This window comes from Aliidiomarina sp. (assembly GCF_022565475.1).
Classification (GTDB): Bacteria; Pseudomonadota; Gammaproteobacteria; order Enterobacterales; family Alteromonadaceae; genus Aliidiomarina.
The window spans coordinates 190721-203501 of the sequence record NZ_JAIUMR010000002.1 but is presented as its reverse complement, the minus strand read 5'-3'; the positions used below and the strand labels follow the sequence as shown (position 1 = coordinate 203501).

Here is a 12781-nt window from a genome sequence, read left to right as displayed (position 1 = left end):
TTGTGTCGCAGCAAAATCCCACATAATCAGCTAGATAGAATTACGGCTCGGAGCCGGAATGCGCATTCCGGCTCCGAGCCATATTCTTTTGCGGGAGTCGGTGTGGCATAGTATGGGCGTTGTTCACGGGTGAGGTTGTATGTCGCATAACACGATTGCAGAGAATCAGAAGCGGTTACCGCTCGACCATCTTGAGTCGGTGTGGTTATTTGGTTATGGGTCGCTCATTTACAAGGCTGATTTTCCCTATCTACAGCGCCGGCCTGCGCGTATTCATGGTTGGCAGCGGCGCTTTTGGCAGGGATCGCATGATCATCGTGGAACGCCGGAGAAGCCCGGTCGCGTGGCGACGCTAATTGAGGCGCCACAGGCAAGCTGTGTAGGTATGGCTTATGAAGTCACGCCGGATGTATTTACTCATCTCGATCATCGGGAAAAAAACGGTTACTTGCGTTTTTTCACCACATTTGAGTGGCTCGATCATCAAGCGGATCAGCAGGTTGAAGGCTTGGTCTATGTCGCTGGTCCCGACAATGAAGCGTTTCTTGGCGCCGCCAATGAGGCGGACATCGCCGCACATATCGCCCGGTCGGAAGGTCCGAGCGGTCCGAATCCGGACTATTTGCTTAACTTAGCCGAAGCACTCCGTCAGCTCGATGCGGATGATCCGCACGTCTTTGCCATCGAAACCGAGTTACTTCGCATCCTAAAGCGGTAGCTCGTCGACCGGCATTGGCCGGCTAAAATAGTAGCCTTGGTAGCGCAAACAACCGCTGGCAGCGAGACGCTCTTGTTGCACTTTGGTTTCCACGCCCTCGGCGATCACTTCCATACCGAGGTCTTGGGCGATGTGAATTATCGCCACAACAATCGTCCAGTCGCGTTCATGTTCGGCCATACTTGCACGGCGAATAAAGGCTTGGTCGATTTTTACCTCGTCAAACGGCAACTGCGACAGATACGACAGTGCTGAATAGCCGGTCCCAAAATCGTCCATACTGAAGCAGATACCTTCCCGCTTCAGTCGATGCATGCTCGATAGCACTAAATCCATATCTTCTAACACCAGACTTTCCGTCAACTCAAGCTTCAACCCTTCCGGCCGGATACCTGCGGCCTGCACTTCACTCAAGACCACGTCAACAAAGTTCAACTGGTAGAACTGCTTCGCACTCACGTTCACACTCATTTGTAAATGTTGTGTCGCTTCATTTTTTTGCCAAAGCGCCAGTTGCTGGCAAGCTTGACGTAACACTTGCGCACCAATCGGAACAATCAGGCCACTTTCCTCAGCCAACGGAATAAATTCCGCAGGCGACACGATGCCTCGAGACGGATGGTGCCAACGCAACAACGCCTCGGCGCCAATGAATTGACCGCGTTCATCGGCTTGGAGTTGATAGAATAAGACAAGTTGGTCCGTGTCCACCGCAGCCCGTAGATCGTTTTCGAGGGCGAACCGAGCGCTAATTTCCTTCTCAATACTCGGGTGATAATAAGCAAAATGGTCGCCACCCACACTTTTCACATTACTGGCCGCTAAATCAGCTCGACGCAACAATTCTTCCGCGCCCAACCAACTATTATCGGTCATAACGATGCCGATACTAGCGGTAAATTGATGACGCAAACTCGGCAAATTAAAAGGTGCTCGCAACGCCCGAAGCAATGCCGAGGATTTCTGCTCACAAGCCAGGCGAGCCTGATCGGCATCGGTAAATTCGGTAACAATAACAAACTCATCCGCCGTCACTCGAGCCAAAAACGCACGCTCAGATAAGACCTCTTGCATCCGTTTCGTCGCTTCTTGGAGCACCGCATCACCTTGCTTTTGTCCATGCACGTCATTCACACGTTTAAAGTTATCCAAATTTACAATCATGACGACAAGTGGAGCACTACGGCGCTCTAATTTCTCGATACGCGTTGCCAGTTCGTCAAGCAAACTGCGACGGTTTGGTAGCCCCGTGAGCGTGTCCGAAAAAGCTAGCTCCTTAATGGTTTCATCGGCTTTGCGCTTATCAGTGACGTCACTAATAAATCCACTCCAGCTGACGCCGCCATCGTCCTCACGTTGAGGTATCGAAGTAGCGGACAGCCAACGGATTTGTCCCGATGACCTTTCCACAGGAAACTCATAGTTCCACGGAGTTAAGTTTTCCGCACTTACTTTTAAACTGGCGAAAATAAGTTCTCGTTCTCGCGTCGGGACTTTACTGAGAACGCGACGCGCATCTTCAATCGCTTCATTGACTGAGACATCGAAAAGCTCCTGAACCGCATCACTCAAATAGCGAAAGGACATAAATCCAGATTGATCACGATGCAACTGATAGACCATGCCAGGAATACGTTCAGCCACTGACTGTAGGCGCTCGGTTAAGGCTTTTACTTGCGCGCCTCGAGACTGAGCTTGCATGGAGAGACGTTGTTGGCGGTTCATCAAAACAACCACCACCGTACTTAAAACAACAATAAAGACCGCAACAATTAATGTGGTCATGACAATGAGATTACTGTCGGCACCCGCGACAACAGATGTCGCGCCTGCCGAAGCGGGAAGAAAGACGGTCGCGTGCATCGCTGTATAATGCATGCTCGAAATCGCACACCCCATGATGACAGCACTCACAACAATCCGCGTCGTGGCTTTCGCGATATAAGGGCGCAAGATTCTTCGAGCACCCAAGGCAGCAATGGCCAAAACCACCGCCACTACAACTGAAAGTACAAACATTCCGGGTAAATAAAGCATCTCAGCATGGGTGCGAATAGCAGCCATGCCCGTGTAATGCATGACGCCAATACCAGCCCCCATCATGACACCGCCTAGCACAATCGCTGACCAACGGTCTTGCGCATTATGTAGCACCCACAAGGTAATCCAGGCGGCAAAAATGGCCGGCAATACGGAAACTGCGGTGATCACCGGTGAATAAAGTACCGGGACATCGATGCGGAAACTGACCATACCAATAAAGTGCATCGCCCACACGCCGGCGCCCATCGCTACCGCACCATTTAAATGCCAAAGCTGCCGACGCGCAGGGCTCGTCGCCGAACGCATCAGTTTGGTATGCAACAAACTCACGTATGAGGCGAGAGTGGCGAGCGCCACTGAAAGTAGAACTAAACTAAAAAGGTGTTCACCAACGTAAGCAGTGGTGAGGTCATGGTGATCTGAGACAAAGCGTAAGTAGGTCAATCGGTACGTTCCTGTAGGCCGATGGATCGAATTCGACAAGTTCGGTCGACTTGTTATCTTTGAGGAGTATGGACAAACCAAAGAAAAGGATCACTATGAGTAACTGCAATACACATTTTACGGTGTTGATCAGAGACCATGATTTTTTTATCCGAACGCACGAAAAAGCTCGTATTTTCTTAGTTTTCGGCTATACCTAGTAGTCGAATCGCTGCGCAGGAAATCAAGTGTTTATGAATATGAGTAGTGAAAGGGTCCTTCAGCTCATCGGCGAACATGCCGATCTGGACGTCCTACTTGAAGCGATTACTGATTGGGTTGAGCAGCAGATTCCTGCGGCGCTGATTTCTATTATGCACTTCGATGCCGCCCATCAAACCTTGAGCATGCATCCCTCAAGTCAATTTTCGACTCACTACAATGAAACATTACAGGATCTGGTGATTGGTCCAAAGGTGGGTAGCTGTGGAGTCGCCGCCTTTTCCCGTGAGCTCGTCATCACTGAAAATATCTTTAACGACCCAAACTGGGATGGCTATTACGATCTGGCTCGTGAAGAAAACATCGCTGCATGCTGGTCTATCCCCGTTGTGACAGTCGACAACGAACTCTATGGCACCTTCGCCACCTATTATCGCGAACCGAGAAGCCCGTCCAAAGTCGAAATCAGTGTGCTTCGCCGTGCTGCAAGCATGGTCGCACTCGCGCTTGCACATTATCAGGAGCGGCGTCTGCGCATCGGTACCGATCAGCGCTACGAGTCTCTCTTTCATCACCACCCGGACGCTGTTTTTGAAATGGATCTAGACGGCTACTTAACGACCATTAATCCGGCCGGCAGCGCAATCACGGGTTTTTCCGTAGAACAAGTCCAAGGTCAGCACTACAACGCCTTTGTCACGGAAGCGTTCCGCGAGCTAGCCGATCGCTCCTTCGCGTTGGCCAAAGAAGGCAAGCCTCAGCATTACGAAATAACGGTTTACCATGCCAGTGGCAAAGTTTACTGGCTTGAAATCACGAATTTGCCGATTTATGTCGAAGGTGAGCTCGTTGGGGTGTTTGGCATTGGCCAAGACATCACCGAAAAACATGAACTAGTGGAGCGTTTACGATTGCTCAATCGTGGTATTGAGTCGAGCCCGCATGGCGTTGTCATGAGCGACGCCCGCAAAACTAACATGCCAATTGTGTATGCAAACCCCGCCTTTTTGAAAATCACAGGTTACGCTGCTGACGAAATTATCGGTCAAAACTGTCGCATGCTGCAGGGAGCCGATACAACTCCAGAGGCAGTACACGCATTGCGTGAGGGCATTCGCCGCCAACGCGAAGTTGAAGTCACCTTGTTAAACTATCGCAAAGACGGAACGCCATTTTGGAATCACCTGATCATTAGTCCCGTTTTTGATCACAATGGCCTTTGCACACATTACATCGGGATTCAGCAGGATGTCACTCAGCAACGCCAACAAGAAGCACAGCTGGCTGCACAAAGAAACCATGACCACTTAACCGGATTGTATAATCGTCAGGCGTTTGAAGAGGAATTGTGGCGCTATAATAGAGTCCCAACGACCGGTTTAGCCGTCGTCATGTACATCGATTTAGATGACTTTAGTTCGCTAAATCAGAGTCTTGGCCATGAAGTTGGCGACCAACTATTAATTGAAGTCTCACATCGAATGAAAACCATCTTCGGCGAACAAGGTATTGTCGCGCGGGTCGCTGCCGATGAGTTCGCGGTATTGATGCCAAACGTCGACAACAAAGCCGAGGCCGTCGATGTTGCCGAGACACTGCTGAATGTTCTCGCCCAACCGATTGCGGTCAGCGAACACCGTCTTCATGTCAGCGCCAGCATTGGACTCTGTGAGCGCAAGCCAAAAGCAACTAGCGCCCTTGACGCCTTGCAACATGCAATTTCAGCAATGAATGAGGCGAAACGCCAAGGTCGGAACACCTGGTGTTGGTCAGATGAGAGTGACGACTCGTTGACGACCGAGTATGCCAACTTACGACGCGAAATCATGGAAGCGATTGAGCAAGAACAATTCACGTTGTTTTACCAACCATTACTGCAGTCAAAAGATAACAAGGTGGTTGAAGTTGAGGCTCTGATTCGTTGGCGGCACCCAGAGCGGGGCATTGTACCGCCGGGCTTATTCATTGCGTTAGCGGAAAAAACCGGACAAATCGTTACCATCGGCAGTTGGGTTTTGCGCCAAGCCTGCTTCGATATCGCGACTTGGAATCAGCAACATCAGCAATCGTTACGAGTTGCAGTCAACATTTCCCCGCTACAGTTTCGCCGCACCGGCTTTGTCGACGAAGTGAAGTCGGTCTTAAAAGCGAGCCAATTACCACCGCAATTGCTTGAGTTGGAAGTGACCGAAAGCGTGCTCCTGCTTGGCGCTGATCGAACCATCGCCATTATGGATGAATTGCGTTCGCTGGGTATTCAGGTTGCTATTGACGACTTTGGCACGGGCTATTCAAGCTTGAGCTATCTGCGCAGTTTGCCGGTGAATAAAATCAAATTGGACCGTAGTTTTATTCAAAACTTGCCCGACAACCAAGGCGACGTTGCTATTGTGCAAGGCCTGATCACCATGGCGCACCTATTGCATCTGCAAATTGTTGCAGAGGGTGTAGAAACTGCCGAACAAGTTGAATTTCTCGGTGCTCAACACTGCGACTTACTACAAGGCTTTTATTTTGCCAAGCCCGCACCGTTGCACGAACTCGTTCTGCCCACATAAGCTCCACTGGAGTTTACGCGACGATTTTTGCTATGCTGCTGTGACAACAACAAGATAAGGCTGTCGCTATGCAACGTACCCTGCTGGTTTTTCTTCTTATTTTGATCCTGTCCGCCTGTTCACCTCGTGAGATCGGCGACCCTGAAGTCGCTGCCGTACAGCCAGCACCCGAGACCCAGCTCAAAACACTGTATGTCGCAGCGGAGTATGACGACGAGGTGTTTCGACTGCATTACCGCATGGCCATTTCCGAGCCCAGTTGGTATCACCAATACTGGCTTTACCGCGATGGCGGTTGGGTGCGGATGGGATCCGGCGCATCGGGGCCAGACGACAATCGGCTGTACGAAGACCGCATTAGTATGATGCTCGACGATGGCTCCGTTGAAGGCTTTAGCCGTTATGGCGGTTGGATGCTGGTGCATCCCGGCATGCGCACATTGGACTCGGCGGTATCTGCCGACGACGTTGCTGCGCACCCAATTTTAGGTACCGAGATGGGCCGCACCGATGTGCGCAAATACATTCCACAGTCGCGCACGGTTTCACGCTACACCGAGCCGGCGGCGTGGGATGCGGTGCGACCTTTGCGTGATATTGCCGCCATGCAAGAGCGCGGTGAATTTTTGGATTTATGGCAATGGCGGGCGCACCGCTCGCATCCGTTAGGCTATGCGGATAATGGCTATGTACTGCATTATCGCTTGAATTCAGAGGGTCGCGGTATGTATCGCGATAACGCTGCAGACGAAGGGCCGGCCTATATGTTCGATGCCGAGCAAGTGGGTTTTCATGCGCTGTCGTGGGACACGTTGCTCGCTCGAGGGTATAACCAGGATGATTGGTATTATTTAAGTGAAGAGGTCGCGGTCCCCATTGACGCAGCACGCGAATGGCAAGACGGTGACGTGCTGCCGTTTCGCTTATTACAGGAGCCGGATGGAGCGCGTGGCGCGATTCGCTCTTCTGGTGGCTATGCCGATGGCGAATGGCGGGTGACGCTAACACGCAGCTTGGCGAGCCCAAATCCGCTCGATAGCAAAACCCTGACACCGGGCTCGATATATCATGTCGCGTTTGCCGTGCACCAAAACGGCGTTGGCGCCCGCCATCATGACGTGTCGCTACCGCATACCTTAGGCCTTGGCGTCGATGCTGACATCGTTGCCCAGTATAGCGGTGAACCATTCAGCGACGATGATCTCGAGTGGTATCCAGTGCATTTAATTAACCCCGGTCAAGTCACCTGGGAGTGGCTGGTTACACGCCACCCCGGCGCTGGACTGATTCAAGCGGACTTTGACATCACCGTGCGCGAACACCACGGCTACCTGCCGCTGTTCCAGCGCTACATCGAACGCCGCAAGCCCTAACGTACAAAATTGAAAACTTCACTATAATTAGTGCGTTACCGTTCCGGCTCGGAGCCCGAATTCCAACGACAATCACGTACAACTTCGGGAAATCACCGAATAACAATGAGTTACCTTTCCGGCTCGGAGCCGGAATTCACTGCACAAGGAGCGCTGTATGGCTTTTCGATTTCAACGACGGGTTCGGATTTTTCCGGGTGTTCGACTCAATTTTGGCAAAACCGGCGTTAGCGTTTCTGCCGGGATTCGTGGCGCGAGTGTTACTGCAGGTCGGCGTGGCGTATACGGCAACGTTGGTGCGCCAGGGACTGGCATGTCCTATCGCACGCGCCTCGACAAGAGTAAAGCGCATCAAAGGCGAGCGTCTCGCGCTGCCAACAACAGGCTAACAGGTGCCGGAAAAATCACTCTTGAATGTGATGAACGCGGTAAGTTGTCGATGTTCAACGAAGACGGCACTGCAGCAAGCAACGCGTTGGTACGGCATATTTGGGAGCACCATGAAGCGCAGGTGTTCGCCTTTTTGCAGCAAGAGCGCAACCGGATTAATGACGATCATGATTTATTAGTCAATATTCACCACGATACACCGTCTTTGTCCGTTTCACCGCCGGAATATGAGGTGGTGGATTATACGCAGCCAGAACCCAAACCACCCGTTCTTCCCGATTTACCGTCGGAGCCCGCAGCGACGCCGCAACGGTTCTGGCATCGCCTCTTGCCGTCACTTGAAAAACGACGCTGTGAGAACAACGCAGCGCAGCATACTCGCTGGAAAGCAGAATATGGCGTTATTGAGCAGCAGCGGGCAGAACTCACTGAAGTCTATTCGGTGAAATTAGCAAGTTGGCGCAACGAAAAGTCACTCCACGAGGGAGAACAGAAAGCCTTGCATGAGGCCTTTGCCGAAGACTTGCGGAACGACCCTAACTTTATGAGCAATGTATTGGAGCAGGAGCTAAGCCAACTCGACTGGCCTAGAGAAACTCAAGTCGACTTCGAGATCATGGACGGTCAACTCAAACTGGATGTCGATTTGCCCACTGCGGATACCTTCCCGAGCAAATCCGCCGAATTCAATAACGCCCAACGCCGATTGCTCGTCCGGGAGAAAAGCGCCACGCAGCAAAGGCTGGAGTACGCACGCCACGTCCATGGCGTCGTTTTCCGCATCGCTGGTGTGGCCTTCGTGACATTACCCAGTATCGATGAGCTCGAAGTTTCCGCTTATACCCAAACTGTGAGCGCTGCGACCGGGTTCGAGGTCGACGAGTATCTATTGTCAGTGATGATCACACGCCAGCAATGGGCGACACTCAACCTCGAGCAACTCGAGAGCATCGACCTCGTTCGTGCGCTCGAACAGTTCAACCTAAAACGCGACATGACAAAAACCGGCATTTTTCGCCCGATACACATTTCGTAACCTGAGATAAATCATGTAGTTACAATTCCGGCTCGGAGCCGGAATTGTTTACCGTACTGGCTCGGAGCCGAAAACCACACCATGCACGCGGTGAGTTGCGGCTCCGAGCCAGAACCCAGAACTTGTTCTAGCTCAATGTTTTGCAGAATTGCTCCTATAACGAATAGGGTAATTTGATCTACCGCAAAGTCTCCAGCGGTAAGCGCTCGATAATGGTGCCATTACCAAACTGGAGATACCCCCTATGAAAACGAAATTATCAATTGTCGCGCTCGCTCTTTCTTCTTTCTTAGCTGCACCCGCTATGGCCGACTTCTCTGTCAACATCGGAGCCATCGGTGTTATGCCGGACGAAAGCAGCAGTAACTTAAATGTCATCGAGACGGTTGCCGGTTTACCCAGTAACTCAACTCGCGTCGGTGTGAGTAATGACACTCAATTGGGTTTAACCTTCGACTATCGCATGAGCGAGAATTTCGGTTTGCAATTAATCGCAGCCACGCCATTCAGCCATGATTTGAAGGTAAAAGGTTCGGCGATTGACGGCTTGAATATTGGCAAAACCAAACACTTGCCGCCAACGCTGATGGCACAGTACCACTTCACCCAACACCACACGTTCCAGCCATTTGTTGGCATCGGCGTGAACTACACCACCTTCTTTAGTGAGAAAGTTAGCACTGATCTTGAAGGCGCATTAATTGCGTTGAACGTCACCACGGCTGCCGACGACGTCACCCTGAGTTTGAGCGAGTCATGGGGCTTAGCATTGCAGGCTGGCTTTAACTATCAACTAACTGAGCGCATGGGCATTCACTTCATGGTCAGCAAAATGGCCATCGACACTACCGGTAAAGTGAAAGTGAACGGCAACACCGTGCAAAGCGTCAACGTCGACATCGACCCAGTCGTCGCCATGCTCGGTTTTCGCTGGAAGATTTAAGCATTAAATCAATAAGATAGAATTGCGGCTCGGAGCCGGAATGCCTGCACTGAACTGTTTTTGCTGCAACGGCGTATCCGTTACAAACCCAACTAACGGATACGCCATGTTTAACTTATTCAAATCTCACCCGACGAAAAAGCTTCGTAAACAACTGGCAAAGCTACAGGCTGACGCTATGTACGCATCACGCAACGGCGATATTCGCAAAAGCTCAGAGATCTCGGCAGAAGCCGATAAGATTTGGCAGGAAATTCAAAGGATTGAAGGTGAAACGAAAGGCTAAGCCTCTAGCCGAGTTGTTGCGTTTCGGCATTTAACTTCTGCGCGGCCTGCGCTGCTTCGTACAAACTAGCGTCAACAATCGGTGTCCCAAGTTTTTCAAGTTGGTTCATTACACTGGCCAGACGAAAGATCTGAGTGTTGCCGACGCTGGTCATCGGATGAATGCTGATGCCCTTCGTTTGCATGATCTTAAGAACTCGCTGGCGACTTATTTGATAATTCGCCGCTATATCCGATGGACTCACATAATCTGGTTTCGCTTCAAGAAACCGAGCACCAGGAAGTGCGCAGAGAACTTCTGATTTCGCCCGTTCGAATGCCATCAATGCTGATTCAGCCTCTCGATTATAATCGATTTGAATTTCACCTTTACGACCATGCCGTACAAGCGCGTCATCACATCCAGCTTCGAACAGAAGATCATCAATAGCATCGATACTCTTCTGACACGCTGAAATATCAAATCGCAAACTGAATTCAAACATTTTCATTTTGCCCCCAACAGGATGCTTTTTACTGGTCATACAACGATAGTCCTTCATCTTGCTATTGTCAATTGACAACAATCTTAATTATTCCCGAAATCACACCAAAAAGAGAATACAGATCCCAGTCGTTGTAGACCATGAGCCACCAACAAAACCAGCGATTACCCCGCCGATTCCACCGCCAATTCAATATCCGCTGGTGCAACAAGCAATGGCCCTAACTCGTCGGCGCGACTGTGCAGCCAAAACTGCGTTTCTGAAGGGCGGATCAACAAAGGCATGCGGTGGTGGTAGGTCGCACATTGCTCGGTGGGTGCAGTGGTGAGTGTGACAAGCTGTGCGCCTTCAACTGAAGGATAAAAGATACCTGCCATATACAGCGGCAAGTCCGACGCTTCGTGAAACAAATACTTGGTTTTGCGCGCCTGCCCAGCTTGCGCCTGCCATTCATACCAACCGCTGCACGGCACCAAACAACGATGCTCCGCAAAAGCACGCTTAAACGTGGGTTTACTCGCAACCGTCTCCGCCTGCGCATTAATCAACAGACGTTTCGCCCAGTTCGGCTGAATACCCCAGTGTGTGGTGAGCTGCTGCATGCCAGCGCCTGCTGCCGAGACCACCTGCACGTCCTGCGTCGGTCGCAGATCACGGTTCGTCGTCACCCGGAAGTCCAAGCCTAGTTGCTCAGAAACCAAGCGCGACAAGGGATCATCAACCACATTCAATCGTCCACACATAGCTTGAACCTCTTGATTTACAGTCCAGGAACATTCACCCGACCACCCAAAACGATCGGGTAGGCGACGGTTTCAATCACGGTGAATTCCTGAGGGCGCTCAGCATACAAAACAAAGCCTCGCTGACCGCTTTCCAAGCGAAACCAGCCCGCTTGATACTGCCCAAAACCAGTGCCACCCACACGCCGACCCGGTCGAAACTCTGAAGCATGTAGCGCGTCTCGACTTAGATGCTGAACAGCAATAATATCGTTAACCGCCACGTTCGTCCGATGCAGCCCAGCACGTACGCTAAGCGAGTCACCCTCAAGCCGCACCTCGTTCGTTCCATATACCGAATAGGACAGCAACCACACCGCAACCACCGAACCAATCGCGAGGCTAATCGCGACATTCATATCGATTTTTCGCTTCACACCCAGCGAAATCCACAACGGCACAAAACAAAGCCCCCCTATCATGAAGGCCATAAAAAAGTGTAATGACAGACCAATATCGTAGCTATGCAACATCTATTTATCCTTCTAAATCTCAGTGCCCTAACCATAAATCGCAACAAGAGATTTCACAACCATATACGAATCAGCGGGTTAGAATTGTGGCTCGGAGCCGAAAAGGCATTTCGGCTCCGAGCCGTAACTCGCATCAGAATAATTGATATGTTATAACATCCGAAAATTTCTTCATTCAGATATTTCGGTACCTACAACTATGGAAAATCCAATCAAAATCTCGGGTCTGTTTAAGTATGTCGAACAACTTCAAGGTGATACGCCGTGGGGAAGCTTCCTCGACACGGGGACTGGGGTGAAGTCGCTGCAATGGATCAGCACCTTGAACACCGAACGTTGGACGGCGATTACCGCATCACAAGCGATGGCGAAGTCGTCACAAGAAAGCTATCCCGGAACAATGCGCGACCATGACCGCTTGGTCGTCGGCAATTGGGTTGACCCCGAGCTTTTGAAAGGCGAACAGTTTGACACGGTGCTGGTTGATTATTTGGTCGGAGCCATCGACGGCTTCGCACCCTATTGGCAAGACCTCGTATTCGAGCGCCTGCGCCCTCTAGTAAAGGGACGTATGTACATCATTGGACTTGAGCCCTATGTCCCTGTTGTCGAAAAAGACGAGGTTGGACTGTACGTGGGGGATGTTGGGCGGTTTCGAGACAGCTGTTTACTCATGGCACGCGAACGACCGTATCGCGAGTATCCCAGTGATTGGATAGCGCGTCATTTGCAGCGAGCAGGCTTCAATATTGTTTCTGGAAAGCGCTTTCCGATCCGCTTCGGTGAGCGCTTTGTGCAATCGCAAATGAAGATGTGCCGCCAGCGCATTGCCCGGTTCGAAGCCTGTGGAATTGACCCTGCCGTTACCAGCGCCATGACAAAACAAGTCGATGTACTCACCGAACGTGGCCTTGCACTGATTGCCAAGCACAACGGCCTACCCACCGGCTACGACTACGTCATCGCTGCGGAGCCGGCAAGATAGAAAACGGATACAGATTTAGGAACCCACGTTAAATCAGCAGGTTAGAATTGTGGCTCGGAGCCGAA

General features: G+C 51.2%; 11 protein-coding genes. 7 read left to right on the top strand and 4 right to left on the bottom strand.

The genetic code is table 11. The annotated features are described in order from the left end of the window. The first annotated feature begins 139 nt into the window (after positions 1-139). Positions 140-718 carry a gamma-glutamylcyclotransferase gene (locus tag LAT77_RS02670; protein WP_290562999.1) on the top strand — a complete coding sequence of 193 codons (579 nt, stop codon included), beginning with the start codon at positions 140-142 and terminating at the stop codon, positions 716-718. On the opposite strand, the gene LAT77_RS02665 is transcribed toward LAT77_RS02670, so the two are convergent. Further along, the gene (locus LAT77_RS02665; RefSeq protein WP_290562998.1) at positions 707-3205 is read right to left on the bottom strand and encodes an EAL domain-containing protein; all 2499 of its coding nucleotides are present in this window, start codon (positions 3203-3205) and stop codon (positions 707-709) included. The genes LAT77_RS02670 and LAT77_RS02665 overlap by 12 nt on opposite strands. 233 nt (positions 3206-3438) lie before the next feature. Here LAT77_RS02665 and LAT77_RS02660 point away from each other — a divergent pair, with 233 nt between their 5' ends. From LAT77_RS02660 to LAT77_RS02640, 5 genes are all read left to right on the top strand, one after another. Beyond that, a complete protein-coding gene (locus tag LAT77_RS02660) occupies positions 3439-5964 on the top strand; it encodes an EAL domain-containing protein (protein WP_290562997.1) in 2526 nt (841 codons plus the stop codon). Between the two features lie 68 nt (positions 5965-6032). Further along, positions 6033-7337, top strand: a complete 1305-nt coding sequence (locus LAT77_RS02655) for an ethylbenzene dehydrogenase-related protein (RefSeq protein ID WP_290562996.1) — start codon at positions 6033-6035, stop codon at positions 7335-7337. A gap of 157 nt (positions 7338-7494) precedes the next feature. Next, complete coding sequence (locus LAT77_RS02650; protein WP_290562995.1) at positions 7495-8763, top strand: DUF4236 domain-containing protein; 1269 nt, start codon at positions 7495-7497, stop codon at positions 8761-8763. Between the two features lie 244 nt (positions 8764-9007). Continuing rightward, the gene (locus LAT77_RS02645; protein ID WP_290562994.1) at positions 9008-9706 is read left to right on the top strand and encodes an OmpW family outer membrane protein; all 699 of its coding nucleotides are present in this window, start codon (positions 9008-9010) and stop codon (positions 9704-9706) included. A 106-nt stretch (positions 9707-9812) separates the two neighbouring features. After that, on the top strand, positions 9813-9992 hold the full coding sequence (locus LAT77_RS02640) for a DUF6435 family protein (protein WP_290562993.1): 180 nt from the start codon (positions 9813-9815) through the stop codon (positions 9990-9992). A gap of 4 nt (positions 9993-9996) precedes the next feature. On the opposite strand, the gene LAT77_RS02635 is transcribed toward LAT77_RS02640, so the two are convergent. The 3 genes from LAT77_RS02635 to LAT77_RS02625 form a co-directional block, all read right to left on the bottom strand. After that, positions 9997-10515, bottom strand: coding sequence for a hypothetical protein (locus LAT77_RS02635; protein WP_290562992.1), 519 nt, complete (start codon positions 10513-10515; stop codon positions 9997-9999). A 125-nt stretch (positions 10516-10640) separates the two neighbouring features. Next, the gene (locus tag LAT77_RS02630; protein ID WP_290562991.1) at positions 10641-11219 is read right to left on the bottom strand and encodes an SOS response-associated peptidase; all 579 of its coding nucleotides are present in this window, start codon (positions 11217-11219) and stop codon (positions 10641-10643) included. Between the two features lie 17 nt (positions 11220-11236). Then, positions 11237-11731, bottom strand: coding sequence for a hypothetical protein (locus LAT77_RS02625; RefSeq protein ID WP_290562990.1), 495 nt, complete (start codon positions 11729-11731; stop codon positions 11237-11239). A gap of 199 nt (positions 11732-11930) precedes the next feature. Here LAT77_RS02625 and LAT77_RS02620 point away from each other — a divergent pair, with 199 nt between their 5' ends. Further along, the gene (locus tag LAT77_RS02620; RefSeq protein WP_290562989.1) at positions 11931-12716 is read left to right on the top strand and encodes a hypothetical protein; all 786 of its coding nucleotides are present in this window, start codon (positions 11931-11933) and stop codon (positions 12714-12716) included. Positions 12717-12781 lie beyond the last annotated feature (65 nt).

What these genes read in the sequence shown, in the direction of transcription:
- LAT77_RS02670 (WP_290562999.1), top strand. Translation starts at nt 140, where the DNA reads ATGTCGCATAACACGATTGCAGAGAATCAGAAGCGGTTACCGCTCGAC.
- LAT77_RS02650 (WP_290562995.1), top strand. Translation starts at nt 7,495, where the DNA reads ATGGCTTTTCGATTTCAACGACGGGTTCGGATTTTTCCGGGTGTTCGA.
- LAT77_RS02640 (WP_290562993.1), top strand. Translation starts at nt 9,813, where the DNA reads ATGTTTAACTTATTCAAATCTCACCCGACGAAAAAGCTTCGTAAACAA.
- LAT77_RS02625 (WP_290562990.1), bottom strand. Translation starts at nt 11,731, where the DNA reads ATGTTGCATAGCTACGATATTGGTCTGTCATTACACTTTTTTATGGCC.
- LAT77_RS02655 (WP_290562996.1), top strand. Translation starts at nt 6,033, where the DNA reads ATGCAACGTACCCTGCTGGTTTTTCTTCTTATTTTGATCCTGTCCGCC.
- LAT77_RS02645 (WP_290562994.1), top strand. Translation starts at nt 9,008, where the DNA reads ATGAAAACGAAATTATCAATTGTCGCGCTCGCTCTTTCTTCTTTCTTA.
- LAT77_RS02620 (WP_290562989.1), top strand. Translation starts at nt 11,931, where the DNA reads ATGGAAAATCCAATCAAAATCTCGGGTCTGTTTAAGTATGTCGAACAA.
- LAT77_RS02635 (WP_290562992.1), bottom strand. Translation starts at nt 10,515, where the DNA reads ATGACCAGTAAAAAGCATCCTGTTGGGGGCAAAATGAAAATGTTTGAA.
- LAT77_RS02660 (WP_290562997.1), top strand. Translation starts at nt 3,439, where the DNA reads ATGAATATGAGTAGTGAAAGGGTCCTTCAGCTCATCGGCGAACATGCC.
- LAT77_RS02630 (WP_290562991.1), bottom strand. Translation starts at nt 11,219, where the DNA reads ATGTGTGGACGATTGAATGTGGTTGATGATCCCTTGTCGCGCTTGGTT.